Genomic DNA, 16,864 nt, shown 5'->3' with positions numbered 1-16,864 from the left:
CGTCCCTTTTGCCGGGGAAACGGATTGCCACGCCAGTGTGCGCACTGGCTCGCAATGACAGGTTTGTGCAAAACAGCTATTTTGCAACAGGCCCTTTTTTATCGGTTATTTTGTTTCCAGATCTCTGCTAATCCCAGGAAGGTCAGGTGAGGCTCCCAGGCGGTGGAGATGGAGAGCAAGGGTCGTACCAGAGTGCTGTTACCGCCGGTGAGCACCACCGTCAGGGGACCCAGCTCCTCCTCCAGCCGCCTGACGATGCCCTCGATGGCGCCGGCAGCCCCGTAGAGGGCGCCGTACTTCATGCAGGACACGGTATCCGTCCCCAGCAGCCCCTCCGGCGTAGACAGGGTAATGGGGGGCAGCTGGGCAGCCCGGGCGGACAGGGCCTCCAGGCCCAGAGCCAGGCCGGGCAGGATCATGCCGCCTCGGAAAAGGCCGCCCTTGTCCACCACCGACAGGGTGGTGGCGGTGCCCATGTCAAAGACGGCCACCGGGGGGGTATACCGGGCCAGAGCGGCCACGCAGTCCACCACCCGGTCCATGCCCAGGTTGGCGGTATCGTAGCCGCTGAGATCCAGACCGGTGTGGGTAGTTTTGTCCACCACCAGGACAGGCTTTCCGGTGATGGCCTTCAGCCCCTCCCCTACCGGGCCGGTAAGGGCGGGCACCACCGAGGAGAGGACGGCCCCTTTGGCCTCCACCCCATCCAGCAGCTCTTTGAGCGCGGCGGTCCAGTCCAGAGCGGGGTCACTGGGCAGCTTTTTTACAAAGGCCACCTGATCCCCCCGCAGGCTGGCGATGGCAACGGTGGTGTTGCCGATGTCAACGGTGAGCAGCATCTCAGGCGGGTTGAACGGCAGCGGGAGCTTTCTCCAGCTTGAGAGCCCGCACCATGGGCACGCACACCGCGGGGGTAATGACGGCAGCCACAATGGCCTCAGGCACGCCGTTGGCAGCCACGATGCCCAGGATGAAGCCCAGCACCGCGTCGGCGGGGATGCCCTGGGCGGCGGCATAGGCCTCGGTGAAGATGACGCCGATGGAGCCCATGACCAGGGCGGTGTTGGTGAGAGCGCCCACAATACCGGCGATCACCATGCCAACCGTCTGGATACCGGCGTTGGACTTGCGGAAGAGGGTCTTAATGAGGGTGTACACCAGCCAGGGGGTGACGCCCACCAGGATACGGGGCACAAAGCAGATGAACAGAGCCCAGGGGCTGCCCCGGTCCAGGCCGGGCACGGGAATGAAGGGGGAAAACACAAAGGAGGAAAGACCGGGTACCAGCGTATTTTTGATCATGCTGGACAGACCGAACATTCCTCCCAGGAACGCGCCCTTCTTGGGCCCCAGCAGAATGGAACCGATGATGACCGGCACATGGAGAATGGTGGCCTTGATCACAGGCAGGTCGATGAGACCCAGGGGTGTAAAGGTGAGCAAAAAGATGATGCCGGTAAACATAGCCAGAATGGCCATGCCCTGCACCTGCTTGCTCCGCTGAGACCGGGTGAGCGCTTTTTTCATATTCAATTACCTCCAGCTGCCGTTCCTCTTAAGAGGATACAGCGCATATTTTGGGTGACTGACCACCGATGGGCTGGGACCTGCCGTCTCCTGAGAGTACAGCGGCCCCGGACGGGGACAGCCGGAGCTATTATAGCGGTTTTATCCCCAAAATGCAATGGGAATGTGGAAAACTTCCTTCGTGTCTGCTATAATTGAGAGACACATTACGGCGGCGGAAGGCCGTCCCTACAGATCATAAGGAGCTTCTTGCTATGCAGTTAAAAGGAAAAACCGTGCTGCTGGGGGTCACCGGCGGCATCGCCTGCTACAAATCCGCCAACCTGGCCTCCGCCCTGGTGAAGCAGGGGGCCAACGTCCAGGTGCTCATGACCAAAAATGCCACCGAGTTCATCGGTCCCCACACCTTTGAGTCCCTCACCGGCAACCGGGTGAGCGTGGACACCTTCGACCGCAACTACCAGTTCCAGGTGGAGCACATCGCTCTGGCCGATCAGGCCGACCTGGTACTGGTGGCTCCCGCCACCGCCAACGTGCTGGCCAAGCTGGCCCACGGCCTGGCCGACGATATGCTCACCACCACTATTCTGGCCTGCAACTGCCCCAAGATCGCCGCTCCCGCCATGAACACCAAAATGTACGAGAACCCCGTCACCCAGGACAACCTGGACATTTTGCGCAAGTATGGCTGGGAGATCGTGGAGCCCGCCAGCGGCCGTCTGGCCTGCGGGGCCGTGGGCAAGGGCAAGATGCCCGAGCCGGAGGACCTGCTGGAGACCGTCCTCCACGCCCTGAGCCACGAGAAGGACATGACCGGCCTACGGTTGCTGGTCACTGCCGGTCCCACCCGGGAGGCTCTGGACCCGGTGCGCTATCTCACCAACCACTCCACCGGCAAGATGGGCTACGCCATCGCCAAAGCCGCCGCCGCCCGGGGGGCCCAGGTCACCCTGGTGTCCGGGCCGGTGAACCTGAAAAAGCCCCCCTACATGGAGGTGGTGGACATTGTGTCCGCCCAGGATATGTTTGACGCGGTGACCAGCCGGGCGCCGGAGCAGGATATCATCATCAAGGCCGCCGCCGTGGCCGACTACCGCCCCGCTTCCGTGGCGGAGGACAAGATCAAGAAGAGCGGCAATGATTCCGACCTCTCCCTCCCCCTGGCCCGCACCAGCGACATCCTGGCCTGGCTGGGTGAGCACCGGGTGCCCGGCCAGTTCCTGTGCGGCTTCTCCATGGAGACAAAAGACATGGTGGAGAATTCCAAAAAGAAGCTGGAGAAAAAGCACATCGACCTCATTGCCGCCAACAACCTGAAGCAGGCGGGTGCAGGCTTCGGGGTGGATACCAACGTGCTCACCCTCATCGCCGCCGACGGGGCCAAGGAACTGCCCCTCATGAGCAAGGAGGAGGCCGCCCACGCCCTGCTGGACGAAATTATGGGCCGCCGGTGAGGATTCCCCCCTTTTTGCCTTGACGGTAGGGGGAAAAAATGATAGAATAGCCCGCGATAAGGCAGTGATCGGGAAGAGTACCCCCATGTTTCCGCACCAGAGAGGAGCCGGACGGTGCAAGGCTTCGGCGGAGGTGGAGGGAAGGCGCCCGTGAGCCGCGGGGAGGCAATGCCCCGCCGGTCCCCCGCCGTTACCGGGTTCGAGTGCGGACAACTTGTCCGAATTCAGGTGGTACCACGGATTTTTCCGCCCTGAGCTTAGGCTCAGGGCGGTTTTTTCTTAGCCTTCCCCTGGGGGAAGGTGCCCCAGTGCGCACACTGGGGCGGATGAGGGAAACGGTACCATATATGTATAAATTACAAACAAAAGGAGTTTGATTGTACCATGAAAAACACCGAAAAGACCATGGAGCAGATCGTCACCCTGTGTAAGGGCCGGGGCTTCATCTTCTCCGGCTCCGAGATCTACGGCGGCCTGGCCAACACCTGGGACTACGGCCCTCTGGGTGTGGAGCTGAAGAACAACGTGAAGAAGGCCTGGTGGAAGAAGTTCGTCCAGGAGAATCCCTACAACGTGGGTCTGGACGCTGCCATCCTCATGAACCCCCAGACCTGGGTGGCCTCCGGCCATCTGGGCGGCTTCTCCGATCCTCTGATGGACTGTAAGGAGTGTAAGGAGCGCTTCCGCGCCGACAAGCTCATCGAGGACTGGTGCGCTGAGAACAGCGTGGAGCTGCCCAAGCCCATCGACGCCTTCTCCCAGGAGGAGATGAAGAATTTCATCGAGGAGAACAACATCCCCTGCCCCACCTGCGGCAAGCACAACTTCACCGACATCCGTCAGTTTAACCTGATGTTCAAGACCTTCCAGGGCGTCACCGAGGATGCCAAGAACACCGTGTACCTGCGGCCTGAGACCGCCCAGGGCATTTTTGTCAACTTCCAGAACATTCAGCGCACCACCCGCAAAAAGCTGCCCTTCGGCGTGTGCCAGGTGGGCAAGTCCTTCCGCAACGAGATCACCCCCGGCAACTTCACCTTCCGCACCCGTGAGTTCGAGCAGATGGAGCTGGAGTTCTTCTGCAAGCCGGGCACCGACATGGAGTGGTTCCAGTACTGGCGCTCCTTCTGCAAGGAGTGGCTGCTGAGCCTGGGTATGCAGGAGGAGAACCTGCGGCTGCGTGACCACAGCCCCGAGGAGCTGTGCTTCTACTCCAAGGGCACCACCGACTTCGAGTTCCTCTTCCCCTTCGGCTGGGGCGAGCTGTGGGGCGTGGCCGACCGTACCGACTACGACCTGACCCAGCACCAGAACGTCTCCGGCAAGGATATGACCTACTTCGACCAGGAGACCGGCGAGCACTATATCCCCTACGTGGTGGAGCCCTCCCTGGGCGCCGACCGCGTGACCCTGGCCTTCCTGGTGGACGCCTTCGATCAGGAAGTGGTTGGCCAGGACAAGAAGGGCAACGACGACATCCGCACCGTGCTGCGCCTCCACCCCGCTCTGGCCCCCTTCAAGTGCGCCGTGCTGCCCCTGAGCAAGAAGGAAGTGCTGTCCGGCCCCGCCCAGCAGCTGCGTGACGAGCTGGCCAAGGAGTTCATGGTGGACTACGACGACGCCGGCTCCATCGGCAAGCGCTACCGCCGCCAGGACGAGATCGGCACCCCCTTCTGCATCACCCTGGACTTCCAAACCGTGGGCGACGAGAACACTCCCGCCGACAACTGCGTCACCATCCGTGAGCGCGACTCCATGGAGCAGGTGCGCATCCCCATGGATCAGGTCAAGGCTTATATCGCTGAGCGCGTAAAGTTCTGATTTCTGTCCTTTTCCCCCTCATATATTAGAATAGCATTTCAAAAAGTACCTGCCGCAGGGTTTTGCGGCAGGTACTTTTTTTGTTGTCCTGGCCATATTTATCGTGTTAGAATTTCTTACATGATGTATATTTGTCTAAATCGTACAATTTTTCTTACACAATTTGATTTATTATTACATGATTGACATTCCAGTGATGTGGTGTTAGTATTTGTTACACAAAGAGAAAAAATAAAACACAATAAACAAATTTTTAAAGGAGTGTCAATTATGGAACGCAATTTCCAGACTGCCGAGCCCTTCCGCATCAAGGTTGTGGAGCCCATTAAGAAGACCACCCGGGCCTATCGTACCCAGGCTCTGAAGGATGCTCAGTACAACGCCTTCCGTCTAAAGGCCGAGGACGTGTATGTGGACTGCCTGACCGATTCCGGCACCTCCGCCATGAGCACCGAGCAGTGGTCCGCCATGATGCTGGGCGACGAGAGCTACGCCGGCTGCAAGAGCTTCTACAAGCTGGAAGCCTCCGCTCAGGAAGTCTTCGGCATGCCTTATGTGCAGCCCACCCACCAGGGCCGCGGCGCCGACTACATCATGGCTCAGTACTACGCCAAGCCCGGCAAGTACGCCGTGGGCAACATGCACTTTGACACCTTCCACGGCAACGCCGAGATCATCGGTGCCTACGCTGTGGACTGCGTCATCGACGCCGGTCTGGATGCTGCCAGCCCCGCCGAGGACTTCAAGGGCAACATCGACCTGAACAAGGTCCAGAAGATCATCGACGAGCACGGTGAGGACTCCATCTCCGTCATCATCATTACCGTCACCTGCAACAACAACGGTGGCCAGCCCGTCTCCATGGCCAACATCAAGGCGGTCAGCGAGTTTGCCAAGGCCCACAATATCCCCGTGGTCATCGACTCCGCCCGTCTGGCTGAGAACGCCTGGTTCATCAAGCAGCGCGAGCCCGGCTATCAGGATAAGGACATCAAGGAGATCACCCGCGAGATGTTCTCCTACTGTGAGACCGCTACCATGAGCTCCAAGAAGGACGGCCTGGTCAACATCGGCGGCCTGATCGTCACCCGCAACCACGACTTCTACCTGTACTCCAACGTCCAGGCCATCGTGCACGAGGGCTTCATCACCTACGGCGGTCTGTCCGGCCGTGACATGGAGGCTCTGGCGGTTGGTCTGAAAGAGGCTACCACCGACGAGTACCTGGAGTACCGCATCAATCAGGTCAAGTACCTGGGCGACCGCCTGAAGGAGAAGGGCATCCCCTGCGTGGAGCCCAGCGGCGGCCACGGCATCTATGTGGACGCCCGCCGGTTCTTCCCCCACATTCCTCAGTGCGAGTTCCCCGCTCAGCGTCTGGTCGTGGCCCTCTATGAGGAGGCCGGCATCCGCGCCGTAGAGATGGGCGCCTGCGCCTTCGGCGGCAAGGACCCCGTCACCGGCGAGCCCATCTGGCCCGCTCTGGAGCTGATGCGCATCTCCGTGTCCCGCCGCGTCTACACCAACAATCATCTGGACTGCATCGTCAACGCTCTGGAGTACATCTACCAGCACCGCGACGAGTATAAGGGCATGAAGCTGGTCTATGAGGGCCCCATCACCGCCCTGCGTCACTTCACCGCCGGTTTCGAGCTGCTGTAATTAACTCTGTGTTTTTGTATTTTTATTTTACATATAAAAGGTTAACCTAAAGGAGGAAAAGAAGGGAGAATAACGTATGCCTGAAATATTTGCCTTAACCATCCTATTTTTGATATACTCAATTGGTCAAGTGGTTGCCAAAAAAACCAAAGCAATTTTATCTGCTCCATTGGTCATTTCTATCATCTTATTGGTCGCCTTTTGGCTTGGCCTTCCCAAGGATATTATGACCACCGCCAAAATCGATGGTATCGGTTCTATTTTGGTCGGTCTGGTGATTACCTCTCTTGGTACTACCATAGATATGGCAGAACTTCGGCGCCAGTGGAAAACAGTTGTGATCGGCACTTTAGCCGTTATTGCTGGGACCTTTGGCATTATTTTAATTGGTGGTCTTATTGTTAATCCAAAGTTGGCAATTGCAGGTGCTCCCATTTTTGCCGGCGGTGGTGCGGCCACTATTATTATGATTTCCACTCTCGCAGAAAAGGGTCTGGAATCACTGAGCGTCTTCTGTATAATGATGCTGACCACACAAGGTTTTATCGGCATTCCTGTCTCCTCCTTCCTCCTGCGGCAAGAGGCTAAGCAATTTCTGAAGCATCCTGAAAATCTGGTAGCTTTCTCCGCCAATCATGACACTTTAAAAGATAATGCTGGTCATACGAAAAAGCGCAAACCTTTGGAAATTCCAGGTGCTAATTCTCCAGAATGGACTATGGTGAAACTGGGGCTTGTAGCAACAGTAAGCCATTATCTTTCTCTGCTCACCGGTGGAGCTGTTCATTCCTATGTCTTTTGCCTGCTGCTGGGTATTCTGCTAGCTCAGTTGGGCTTTTTGGAGCCAGGCAGTCTGGAGCGCACGCAGAGTGTCCCCTTGCTGATCTTTGCCACCACCATCTTCATGTATGCCGGGCTTTCCGATGCCACCCCGAAGACTCTGCTTGATCTGCTTCTTCCTCTGTTGGTCTGCCTGGTTTTAGGCACCATTTTCGTAATTATCACCGCCTTTATTCTCAGCCTGGTGCTAAAAATCAGTTTCCCCATGGCCGCTGCCATCGGTATGTCCTGCACCTACGGTTTCCCGGTTACCATGTTTATTGCTAATGAAGTATCCGAGGCAATGGGCCGTACACCCGAAGAAAAAACCGCACTGCGTAACTACATGTTGCCCAAAATGTTAACAGCCGGCTTTGTTACTGTCTCAATTGCATCGGTAATTATGGCCGGCATCGTGTCTGGATTACTCTGAGAAAGGAGGGCTCATTTTGAAGAAAGTTATCTTCGGCAAGCACTTATTTAATGGAAAAAGTAAAATTGATGACTTTTTCCTGCTCTTTGAGGATAACCGCATTTTGGAAGTAGGTTCACGGAGCCAATACACTCCATCGGATGATACTCAAATTCTGGAGTCAGATTGCTGTACAGTAATCCCTGGGCTAATTGATACCCATATTCATATCTTTATGGATCCTAAAAGAGATTTTTCTGATTATATGGGTAATGGACATAACCTTATGGAGTTTGGCTGTATTGCTGCCCAGAATGCTAGGCTTCTATTGGAGCAGGGTATTGTATGCGCCTGTGATGTAGGCTCCCCCAGTACAACTGGAATGGAATTAAGAGAGCTTATCCGCAAAGGTGTGGTTTTTGGCCCCGAACTCAGGACTAGCGGCGAGGGCATATGCATTACCGGCGGACATGGTTGGATTTTATCCAAAGAATGCGACGGTGCCGATGAGGTCGCCAAAGGTGTCCGTCAGCAGATTCGGGCAGGCGCAGACTGTATCAAGCTGATGGTTTCCAGCGATATTAGTTCTCCTGGTCCGGAAAAAGCTCCCTGTGAAATGGAGTTCGAGGAAATCAGCGCCGGGGTACGAGAAGCTCATAAGAAGGGCCGCAAGGTTCGTGTACACACTCATGGGAATACTGCAATCCGTCAAAGTGTGGAAGCGGGTGTGGATTCTATTGAACATGGCACCTTCTCCGATAATAAAATTCTTCAAGAAATGTTGAAACGGGGAACATATCTGGTACCCACTCTGTCCGCCCCTTACTTTGCCACTAAAGTGGGCCTTGCTCGAGATCCTAATAATTCAAACCATCTAGAATCTGCAAAAATCATTCAGCAGCACCGATCTATTGCTAAAACGGCCTTTGATATGGGAGTCACTCTTGCCATGGGAACCGATAAAGGTACTCCAGGAAATAACTATGAGGATGCGCTCAGCGAGCTGATTTTTCTTTGCGAATCCGGTATTTCCCCTCAGGATGTTTTGACCATATCTACCATTAACTCTGCTCAGTTGATGGATGTAGATCAAGATTACGGCACCCTGGAGCCTGGAAAGATGGCAAGCTTTATCATCCTGGATAAAAACCCCATGGAGGACATTCAAAATATATATGGCCCCCATACGGTATTTCACAAAGGTCAGCAGGTTTATTCCTCCCGATAATTTTTCTCTTTCCCTCTTGTCTGACACGCAAAGCGGCTGTGCCTTTCCGGCACAGTCGCTTATTTTTAGGTGAAATTTTACTGTGATACTGGACAATTCATTATCATTCGAGTAAACTAGAATTAATATATATTAGAGATACCGCCTTTATGGCGGAGGTGATACTGACTATGAATCAGCAGGAATATTTAGAGTCTATCCTTCCTCTTATGCATTTTTTGGGTGAAATGCTGGGACCGGATGCTGAGATCATTTTATACGACGTGGATGACCGGGTGGTGTATCAGGTCCTCAACCCCATGGACGATGAGATGGTACCCGGCAGCGAGATGCGCTCGCTGGAGCGGAACCTTCTGGACTCGAAGATCTATGAAAAAGAAGATTTTATCGTCAATTACCGGGCACTTTCCCGCTCCAAGCATAAGCTGAAATCCGCCACCTTCTTTTTGAAAAACAACCCAGAGCGGCAGCTGCGGGGCATGATTACCGTCAACATCAACGTGGAGCGGCTGGTGGAGCTGCGGGATGCCCTCAATGTAATGATTTCGGGCTATCGGCCCTATGAGGCTCCCGCCGAGAGCCCCTTCTACAACAGCTTTGAGGTATCGGTGGAGGGGCTGGTATCCACCTCTATCCGGGAAGAGCTGGACAGCTTTGGGGTGGAACCCACCCGCCTGAGCTACCAGGAGAAGATGGAGATGGTGCGTCGTTTGGACGAAAAGGGTATCTTCCTGGTAAAGGGAGCCATTGCCGAGCTGGCCTCCGCCCTCAAAACCACGGAGACCAGTATTTACCGCTATCTGAACAAGCTTCAGGAGCAGTCCTGAACCCATAAATAAAAAAAGCGTGCTGCAAATGCAGCACGCTTTTTTATTACGCCTTCATGGCCTCCCGGGCAAAGTCGGCGGCCTGGTTCAGGTCGTTCTGGTCCGGGTGGGTCAGGGCCAGGTCAAAAGCCTGGATCATGGATTTCAGCTTGGCGTTGTCCGGGTCGGCCTTCAGCTGGGCCTCGTACCGGTCCTTCACCGTCTGGGGCATCTTGCCGGTGCAGAAGAAGCTGCTCACCACCTGGTTGCCCTTGGGGACCTCCGCCTTGAAGCGGTCGGACAGGGAGGCGAAGTACAGCTCGGAGATACCGAAACCGGCGGTGCCGAAGATGGCCACCCGTTTGCCGTACAGGCTATGTAAAAATTCCTGCATAGCCGGAGTGAGGGTACCCTTGTCGGTCCAGGACCCGGCAAAGACCAGCTCCGCCTGGTCCACGTTCTGGGGCGGCGGGCCGAAGGCCACAATGTCGTGGCCCTCACAGGCCTCCCGGATGGCCTGAGCCACCTGGGCGGTGTTACCGGTCTGGCTGTCGAATACAATGGCGATTTTCATAGGTCCTCCTTTGGACGGCGGGCGCATACCGCACCCCTACTTGTACTTCCGGCTCTCCGCTACTGCTAATTCATCACAGCGGTTATTAAACGGGTTATCGGCGTGGCCTTTGACCCAGTGGAGATGGACGGTGTGGTAGTCGCACAGGTCCAGCAGGGTGGCCCACAGATCCGGGTTGAGGGCGGGCTTCTTGTCCCCCTTCACCCAGCCTCTGGCCTTCCAGCCCCTGGCCCAGCCCTTCTCCAGGGCGTCAATGACGTACTTGGAGTCGGAGTAGAGCTCCACGATGCAGGGCTCCTTCAGGGCCTTCAGGGCGGTGATGACGCCGGTAAGCTCCATACGGTTGTTGGTGGTGTGGGCCTCCCCGCCGGAGAGTTCCTTTTTGAACTCCCCGTATTGCAGAATGGCCCCCCACCCGCCGGGGCCCGGATTGCCCGAGCAGGCCCCGTCGGTGTAAATGGTGACTGTTTTCATAGATCTCCTATTATAGCCTTCCCCTGGGGGAAGGTGGCTGGCCGAAGGCCAGACGGATGAGGGGAACGCCGCCTTTACCTGCCGGTCAATGACGGCACACACACCCTCAAAATTCTGTTTGATCTCAAGATTTGTAAAACGCAAAACCTTGATTTTTTCCACTTCTTGCAAGTAAGCCGTTCTGGCGGCGTCCAGTTCTGGACCATTTCCCTCATAATGCTGGGAACCATCCAATTCAATGGCTAACCTGGCTTTGTAACAATAAAAATCCACAATATAAGGACCAAATGGCTTTTGTCGGAGAAATTGGACGGGATAGGTCCGCAAAAAATCATACCACAGATGATTCTCTTCTTTTGTGGCATTTTTTCGCAGTTTCTGTGCGCGAATGCGGGTGATATCTTCCATAGGCGCACCTCTTCCCCTCATCCGCCCCAGTGTGCGCACTGGGGCACCTTCCCCCAGGGGAAGGCTTTTTTACAGCTCCTTCAAAATCTCCTGCCGCTTCTGCTCATACTCCTCTTTGGTGATGAGCCGCCGGTCATAGAGGGACTGGAGCTGCTCCAGCCGCTGCTCCGGGGTGCCCTTGGGATCGTCCACCGACACCCCCTCCTCCTCGATGCGGATCTCGGGGCCGATATACTTCTTGCCGAAGGCAGAATAGAAGTTGGTACCGGCGATGACAGCGGCAAGGATGGTCCAAAAGATGCCGAAGATGAGGCCAAAGCCCCCCACCATGGCAAACTGGGGAATGACGACGAACAGGCCGATGAGCACAAAGACGCAGCCCACCACGCCCCCCGCCACCGAGCCGGGCTTACTGGGACGGTAAGTTACCCTTTTTCTGGACATGGCTTATTCCTCCCCTTCGGTGGCGCCGGTGTCCTCCTCTTCTTCCTCGTGGTCGGTACGGGCGAAGGAAATGACCTTCACACCCTCCTCCAGGTTCATGATCTTGACGCCCTGGGCGGTGCGGCCGTAGGTGGAGATGCCGGACACCGCCATGCGGATGATAACGCCGGCGTCGTTGATGACCAGCACGTCGTCGTTGTCGCTCACTACCTTCACGCCCACCACGCATCCGGTCTTCTCGGTGACGTTGTAGCCCTTCAAACCGTAGCCGCCTCGCTTCTGGGGACCGTCGGCACGGATATACTCATCCATCTCGGTGCGCTTGCCGTAGCCGTTCTCGGTGATTATCAGCACCTGATGGTCGTACTTGGCCCGGGCGGCGCCTACCACGAAGTCGCCCTCCCGCAGGCTGATGCCACGGACGCCGCAGGCGTCACGGCCCATGCAGCGCACGTCGGTCTCCTTGAAGCAGATGGCCATACCGTCGTGGGTGACGATGAGGATGGCCTGCTCCCCGTCGGTCTCCCGGACGGTGATGAGCTCGTCTCCCTCCTCCAGGGTGATGGCCCGGATGCCCGCCTTGCGGGCGGTAAAGATGGAGGAGAGCTGAATCCGCTTGACGGTACCCGCCCGGGTGACCATCACCAGATACCGGTCCTCGGGGAACTCCCGCAGGTGGATCATGGCGGTGACCTTCTCGTCCTGCTCGATGGGCAGCACGTTCACCAGGTTGGTGCCCTTTGCGGTGCGGCCGGCCTCGGGGATCTGGTAGCCCTTCTTCCGGTGGACCCGGCCCTTATTGGTGAAGAAGAGGATATAGTCGTGGGTGGAAGCGGTAAACACCGTATCCACATAGTCCTCCTCCTTGGTGGCCATGGCAGTGATGCCCTTGCCGCCCCGGCGCTGGGTGCGGTAGGTGGAGGCGGGGGTGCGCTTGATGTAGCCCCCGGCGGTGAGGGTGAACACGCACTCCTCCTCCTCGATCAGGTCCTCGATGTCGATCTCGTCCTCCACGTCCTGGATCTCGGTGACCCGGTCGTCGCCGTACTTGTCCCGGATGGCGGACAGTTCGTCCTTGAGCACCCCACGCAGCATCTCCTCGGAGCCCAGCAGCTGCTGGAAGTAGGCAATGCGCTCCTCCAGCTCCTTGTACTCGGCCTCCAGCTTCTCCCGGTCCAGGCCCTGGAGGGCTTTCAGGCGCATATCCAGGATAGCCTGGGCCTGCACGTCGTCCAGGCCGAACCGGTTCATCAGGTTCTCCTTGGCGTTGTCGTAGCTCCGGCGGATGATGCGGATAACCTCGTCGATGTTGTCCTGGGCAATGAGCAGACCTTCCAGCAGGTGGGCCCGCTCCTGGGCCTTCTTCAGGTCGTACTTGGTGCGGCGGATGATGATCTCCTCCTGGAAGGCGATGTACTCGTCCAGGATGTGCCGCAGGGACAGGATTTTGGGCTGGGACTGGTCGTCCACCAGGGCCAGCATATTGATGGCGAAGGTGGTCTGCAGCTGAGTCTGGGCAAACAGGCGGTTGAGCACCACCTGGGGATTGGCGTCCCGCTTGAGCTCAATGACCACCCGCATACCGTTGCGGTCGGACTCGTCCCGGATGTCGGAGATGCCCTCCAGACGCTTGTCCTCCACCTGGTCGGCCATGTTCTTGATGAGCTGGCGCTTGTTGACCTGGTAGGGGATTTCGGTGACGATGATGCGGGTGCGGTTCTGGCCGAACTCCTCAAACTCGGTGCGGGCCCGGACGCACACCCTCCCCCGGCCGGTGGCGTAGGCGGCCCGGATGCCGGAGCGGCCCATGATGATGCCCTTGGTGGGGAAATCGGGGCCCTTCACGTGCTCCATCAGGTCGGACAGGGTGGCCTCCGGATTGTCCAGCACGCAGATGGTGGCGTTGATGACCTCCCGCAGGTTGTGGGGCGGGATGTTGGTGGCCATGCCTACGGCAATACCCGCCGAGCCGTTGACCAGCAGGTTGGGGAACCGGGAGGGGAGCACACGGGGCTCCTTGCGGCTCTCGTCAAAGTTGGGGTCCCAGTTCACCGTGTCCTTCTCGATGTCCCGGAGCATCTCGTCCGAAATCTTGGACATCCGGGCCTCGGTGTAACGGTAGGCGGCCGGGGGGTCGCCATCGATGGAACCGAAGTTGCCGTGGCCGTCCACCAGGGGATAACGCATGGAGAAGTCCTGGGCCAGACGGACCAGGGCGTCGTACACGCTGGCGTCGCCGTGGGGGTGGTACCGGCCCAGCACGTCGCCCACGCAGGTAGCGGACTTCTTGAAGGGCTTGTCGGCGGTCAGGTTGTCCTCGTACATGGCGTACAGGATGCGCCGGTGGACCGGCTTCAGGCCGTCCCGCACGTCGGGCAGGGCGCGGCCCTTGATGACGCTCATGGCGTACTCAATATAGGACTGCTCCATCTCCTTCACCAGAGGTGAGGTAACGATGGTCTGGTCCGGGTACCGGATCTCCTCCGGATCGTACTGTGGCTTTTTGCTCATGCTGTTGCCTCTCAATCTTTATGATAGGGTGGTTCACGGCGGGCGGCCGCAAGGGCCGCCCCTACGTCAGGGCCGTGTAGGGGCGACCTTTATGGTCGCCCGACCATCCCTTAATAGTCCAAATTCACCGCGTACTTGGCGTTGCGTTCGATGAACTCCTTCCGGGGCTCCACCTTCTCTCCCATGAGGACGGTGAAGGTCTGGTCGGCCAGCACGGCGTCGTCCAGCTCGATGCGCTTGAGGGTGCGCCGCTCCGGGTCCATGGTGGTCTCCCACAGCTCATGGGGGTTCATCTCGCCCAGGCCCTTATACCGGGAGATATCCACCTTGGCGTTGGGGTTGTCGCCCCGGAGCTCGGCGGCGATCTTTTCCCGCTCGATATCGTCAAAGGCCACCCGGGTGGTCTTGCCCCGGGTCAGCTTGTACAGCGGAGGCACGGCGGCATAGACGTAGCCGTGCTCAATGAGGGGCCGCATGAAGCGGAAGAAGAAGGTCAGCAGCAGGGTGCGGATGTGGGAGCCGTCCACATCGGCATCGGCCATGATGATGATCTTGTGATAGCGCAGCTTGTCCAGGTCGAAGTCGTCCCCGATGCCGGCGCCCAGGGCGGTGATGACGGGGGTCAGCTTGTCGTTGCCGTACACCTTGTCGGCCCGGGCCTTCTCCACGTTGAGCATCTTGCCCCACAGGGGGAGGATGGCCTGGAAGCGGCTGTCCCGGCCCTGGGTGGCCGAGCCGCCTGCGGAGTCGCCCTCCACGATGTACAGCTCGGTGAGCTCGGGGTTGACCTCGTTGCAGTCCCGCAGCTTGTCGGGCATGGCGGCGCCGCCCAGGGCGGTCTTGCGGCGGATGGACTCTCTGGCCTTGCGGGCGGCCTCACGGGCCCGGTTGGCCATGAGGGCCTTCTCCAGAATAGCCTTGCCCACGGCGGGGTTCTCCTCCAGGTACTCGGACAGCTTCTCGGTGACGATGTTGTTCACCAGGGTACGGATGGAGGCGTTGCCCAGCTTGGCTTTGGTCTGGCCCTCGAACTGGGCCTCGGTGAGCTTGACGGAGATGACGCAGGCGATGCCCTCCCGGCAGTCCTCGCCGGACACCTTGTCCTCGTCCTTGAGGATCTTCATTTTTTTGCCGTAGTTGTTGAGCACGGTGGTGAGGGCACGCTTGAAGCCCTCCTCGTGCATACCGCCTTCGGGGGTGTGGACGTTGTTGGCGAAGGAGACGATGGTCTCGTTGTAGCCGTCGTTGTACTGGAAGGCCACCTCCGCCATGGAGTCCTCCTTCTGCCCCGCCATATAGATCACGTCGGGGTGGATGGGGTCCTTGGAGCGGTTGATGTAGGACACGAACTCCCGGATACCGCCGGCGTAGTGCATGGTGTCGCTCTGCTCCTTGCCGGGGCGGTTGTCGATGGTGTGGATCTTCAGGCCGGCGTTGAGGAAGGCCTCCTCCCGCATCCGGGTGTGGAGGGTCTCGTAGTTATACTCGGTGACCTCGAACATCTCGGGGTCGGGCTTGAACACCACCTCGGTGCCGTGGCGGTCGGTGTCCCCCACCACCTGCATGGGCTGGGTCACCTTGCCCCGGGAGAACTTCATCTCGTAGATCTTGCCCTCCTTGTGGACCCGGACCTCCAGCCACTCGGACAGGGCGTTGACCACGCTGGCGCCCACGCCGTGGAGGCCGCCGGACACCTTGTAGCCGCCGCCGCCGAACTTGCCGCCGGCGTGCAGGATGGTGAATACCACCTCCAGGGCGGGCAGGCCGGTCTGGGGCTGGATGTCCACGGGGATACCGCGGCCGTTGTCCACCACGGTGATGATGTCACCCTCCCCAATGGCGACGGTGATCTCATCACAGTAACCGGCAAGGGCCTCGTCGATGGAGTTGTCCACGATCTCGTACACCAGGTGATGCAGGCCGGACTCGCTGGTGGAGCCGATATACATACCGGGGCGCTTGCGGACGGCCTCCAGACCCTCCAGCACCTGGATCTCGGAGCCGCCGTACTCATGCTCCACCTGGGTGGTGTTCAGTTCCAATTCTAACTCGTCAGACATAATAACCTCCGCTAGATTAACCATAGGTTGGGTATGGCTCTGTGAGAGCGGCCATACCCCAAATTTTTTTATTCAAAACTGTTGTTCTCCGCCCGGCGCAGCAGAGTGGCGGCGGAGAGCTGGCACAGGTAAACCACCGGCGGCCCCTCCCGCCGGGCGCACAGCACAAAAGAGCGGGGCAGATCGTCGGACACGTTGACCAGCCGCCCCTCCTTTTCCGCCCGCTCCAGAAAGGACCGGGTCAGGTGGGAGGAGGAGGTGTTGTCCAGATCGAAGAGCCCCACCACATCTCCAAAGGGCACCACCACGTTCTGACCGATGTGCAGATACATCTACTTGCCCTCCTTCTTGTCCCGGACGATTTTGGGCCGCCACAGCCAGCGGTACAGCTTCCAGCCCAGAAAGAGCCCCACAAAGAAGCCCAGGGCGGGCAGGCCGGGAATGAAGAGCAGCTGGGTCACCGGGGAGGTATCCGCCTCCCACAGGTTGAGCCGGTGGACCACAATGGCGGCTGTCACCAGAACGGCAGCCACCGGAGGGATCAGCTTCCACAGCTTGCTTCCCTTCCGGGTAAACTGGCACACCAGAAATTCCAGCAGAAAGCCCCCCACCAGGGGGACCAGGGCAAGGATCAAAAGTATCATAGTGTTCTCCTGAATCTGAT

At 58.2% G+C, this 16,864-nt stretch carries 15 protein-coding genes, 1 pseudogene and 1 other annotated feature; of the genes and pseudogenes, 6 read left to right on the top strand and 10 right to left on the bottom strand.

The annotated features are described in order from the left end of the window. Positions 1-98 precede the first annotated feature (98 nt). The gene (locus IHN22_RS05210; protein WP_191433931.1) at positions 99-839 is read right to left on the bottom strand and encodes a type III pantothenate kinase; all 741 of its coding nucleotides are present in this window, start codon (positions 837-839) and stop codon (positions 99-101) included. Position 840: 1 nt separating this feature from the next. After that, positions 841-1,527 (bottom strand): ECF transporter S component, encoded by a 687-nt coding sequence (locus tag IHN22_RS05205; protein WP_087187258.1) that lies wholly within the window; start codon positions 1,525-1,527, stop codon positions 841-843. 254 nt (positions 1,528-1,781) lie between these two features. On the opposite strand from IHN22_RS05205, the gene coaBC reads away from it, so the two are divergent. The 6 genes from coaBC (at position 1,782) to IHN22_RS05175 (ending at position 9,750) form a co-directional block, all read left to right on the top strand. Then, positions 1,782-2,981: a bifunctional phosphopantothenoylcysteine decarboxylase/phosphopantothenate--cysteine ligase CoaBC gene (gene coaBC, locus IHN22_RS05200; RefSeq protein WP_191433929.1), complete on the top strand. Its 1,200-nt coding sequence runs from the start codon at positions 1,782-1,784 to the stop codon at positions 2,979-2,981. Positions 2,982-3,036: 55 nt separating this feature from the next. Beyond that, positions 3,037-3,238: a binding site (T-box leader), on the top strand. Between the two features lie 127 nt (positions 3,239-3,365). Then, positions 3,366-4,802 carry a glycine--tRNA ligase gene (locus IHN22_RS05195; RefSeq protein ID WP_191433928.1) on the top strand — a complete coding sequence of 479 codons (1,437 nt, stop codon included), beginning with the start codon at positions 3,366-3,368 and terminating at the stop codon, positions 4,800-4,802. Positions 4,803-5,072: 270 nt separating this feature from the next. Then, a complete protein-coding gene (locus IHN22_RS05190) occupies positions 5,073-6,464 on the top strand; it encodes a tryptophanase (RefSeq protein WP_191433926.1) in 1,392 nt (463 codons plus the stop codon). A gap of 76 nt (positions 6,465-6,540) precedes the next feature. Further along, positions 6,541-7,716 carry a hypothetical protein gene (locus IHN22_RS05185; protein WP_191433924.1) on the top strand — a complete coding sequence of 392 codons (1,176 nt, stop codon included), beginning with the start codon at positions 6,541-6,543 and terminating at the stop codon, positions 7,714-7,716. Positions 7,717-7,732: 16 nt separating this feature from the next. After that, complete coding sequence (locus IHN22_RS05180) at positions 7,733-8,923, top strand: metal-dependent hydrolase family protein (RefSeq protein ID WP_191433922.1); 1,191 nt, start codon at positions 7,733-7,735, stop codon at positions 8,921-8,923. 149 nt (positions 8,924-9,072) lie between these two features. Further along, positions 9,073-9,750, top strand: a complete 678-nt coding sequence (locus tag IHN22_RS05175; protein WP_365813821.1) for a helix-turn-helix transcriptional regulator — start codon at positions 9,073-9,075, stop codon at positions 9,748-9,750. Positions 9,751-9,796: 46 nt separating this feature from the next. Here the strand turns inward: IHN22_RS05175 and bilS are convergent, their stop codons facing one another. From bilS to IHN22_RS05140, 8 genes and pseudogenes are all read right to left on the bottom strand, one after another. Further along, on the bottom strand, positions 9,797-10,303 hold the full coding sequence (gene bilS, locus IHN22_RS05170) for a flavodoxin family protein BilS (protein WP_191433919.1): 507 nt from the start codon (positions 10,301-10,303) through the stop codon (positions 9,797-9,799). Between the two features lie 36 nt (positions 10,304-10,339). Beyond that, positions 10,340-10,777 carry a ribonuclease HI gene (gene rnhA, locus IHN22_RS12775; protein ID WP_242958920.1) on the bottom strand — a complete coding sequence of 146 codons (438 nt, stop codon included), beginning with the start codon at positions 10,775-10,777 and terminating at the stop codon, positions 10,340-10,342. Positions 10,778-10,867: 90 nt separating this feature from the next. Further along, positions 10,868-11,185, bottom strand: a pseudogene (locus tag IHN22_RS12770) (endonuclease domain-containing protein); the annotation flags it as partial. A 69-nt stretch (positions 11,186-11,254) separates the two neighbouring features. Further along, positions 11,255-11,629 (bottom strand): SHOCT domain-containing protein, encoded by a 375-nt coding sequence (locus IHN22_RS05160; RefSeq protein WP_191433915.1) that lies wholly within the window; start codon positions 11,627-11,629, stop codon positions 11,255-11,257. A 3-nt stretch (positions 11,630-11,632) separates the two neighbouring features. Further along, positions 11,633-14,140: a DNA gyrase subunit A gene (gene gyrA / locus IHN22_RS05155; protein ID WP_191433913.1), complete on the bottom strand. Its 2,508-nt coding sequence runs from the start codon at positions 14,138-14,140 to the stop codon at positions 11,633-11,635. Between the two features lie 110 nt (positions 14,141-14,250). Next, positions 14,251-16,200, bottom strand: coding sequence for a DNA topoisomerase (ATP-hydrolyzing) subunit B (gene gyrB / locus IHN22_RS05150; protein ID WP_191433911.1), 1,950 nt, complete (start codon positions 16,198-16,200; stop codon positions 14,251-14,253). Between the two features lie 68 nt (positions 16,201-16,268). Next, the gene (gene remB / locus IHN22_RS05145) at positions 16,269-16,532 is read right to left on the bottom strand and encodes an extracellular matrix regulator RemB (protein WP_087187247.1); all 264 of its coding nucleotides are present in this window, start codon (positions 16,530-16,532) and stop codon (positions 16,269-16,271) included. Beyond that, positions 16,533-16,844, bottom strand: a complete 312-nt coding sequence (locus IHN22_RS05140; protein ID WP_191433909.1) for a Tat pathway signal protein — start codon at positions 16,842-16,844, stop codon at positions 16,533-16,535. Positions 16,845-16,864: the final 20 nt, after the last annotated feature.

Origin of the sequence: Flavonifractor sp. An112, from assembly GCF_904377885.1 — a bacterium.
In the GTDB taxonomy this organism is placed as follows: Bacteria; Bacillota; Clostridia; order Oscillospirales; family Oscillospiraceae; genus Flavonifractor; species Flavonifractor avicola.
This window is presented reverse-complemented; position numbering and strand designations above follow the sequence as displayed.

What these genes read in the sequence shown, in the direction of transcription:
- IHN22_RS05195 (WP_191433928.1), top strand. Translation starts at nt 3,366, where the DNA reads ATGAAAAACACCGAAAAGACCATGGAGCAGATCGTCACCCTGTGTAAG.
- IHN22_RS05205 (WP_087187258.1), bottom strand. Translation starts at nt 1,527, where the DNA reads ATGAAAAAAGCGCTCACCCGGTCTCAGCGGAGCAAGCAGGTGCAGGGC.
- rnhA (WP_242958920.1), bottom strand. Translation starts at nt 10,777, where the DNA reads ATGAAAACAGTCACCATTTACACCGACGGGGCCTGCTCGGGCAATCCG.
- coaBC (WP_191433929.1), top strand. Translation starts at nt 1,782, where the DNA reads ATGCAGTTAAAAGGAAAAACCGTGCTGCTGGGGGTCACCGGCGGCATC.
- IHN22_RS05185 (WP_191433924.1), top strand. Translation starts at nt 6,541, where the DNA reads ATGCCTGAAATATTTGCCTTAACCATCCTATTTTTGATATACTCAATT.
- gyrA (WP_191433913.1), bottom strand. Translation starts at nt 14,140, where the DNA reads ATGAGCAAAAAGCCACAGTACGATCCGGAGGAGATCCGGTACCCGGAC.
- bilS (WP_191433919.1), bottom strand. Translation starts at nt 10,303, where the DNA reads ATGAAAATCGCCATTGTATTCGACAGCCAGACCGGTAACACCGCCCAG.
- IHN22_RS05175 (WP_365813821.1), top strand. Translation starts at nt 9,073, where the DNA reads ATGGCGGAGGTGATACTGACTATGAATCAGCAGGAATATTTAGAGTCT.
- remB (WP_087187247.1), bottom strand. Translation starts at nt 16,532, where the DNA reads ATGTATCTGCACATCGGTCAGAACGTGGTGGTGCCCTTTGGAGATGTG.
- IHN22_RS05210 (WP_191433931.1), bottom strand. Translation starts at nt 839, where the DNA reads ATGCTGCTCACCGTTGACATCGGCAACACCACCGTTGCCATCGCCAGC.
- IHN22_RS05190 (WP_191433926.1), top strand. Translation starts at nt 5,073, where the DNA reads ATGGAACGCAATTTCCAGACTGCCGAGCCCTTCCGCATCAAGGTTGTG.
- gyrB (WP_191433911.1), bottom strand. Translation starts at nt 16,200, where the DNA reads ATGTCTGACGAGTTAGAATTGGAACTGAACACCACCCAGGTGGAGCAT.
- IHN22_RS05160 (WP_191433915.1), bottom strand. Translation starts at nt 11,629, where the DNA reads ATGTCCAGAAAAAGGGTAACTTACCGTCCCAGTAAGCCCGGCTCGGTG.
- IHN22_RS05140 (WP_191433909.1), bottom strand. Translation starts at nt 16,844, where the DNA reads ATGATACTTTTGATCCTTGCCCTGGTCCCCCTGGTGGGGGGCTTTCTG.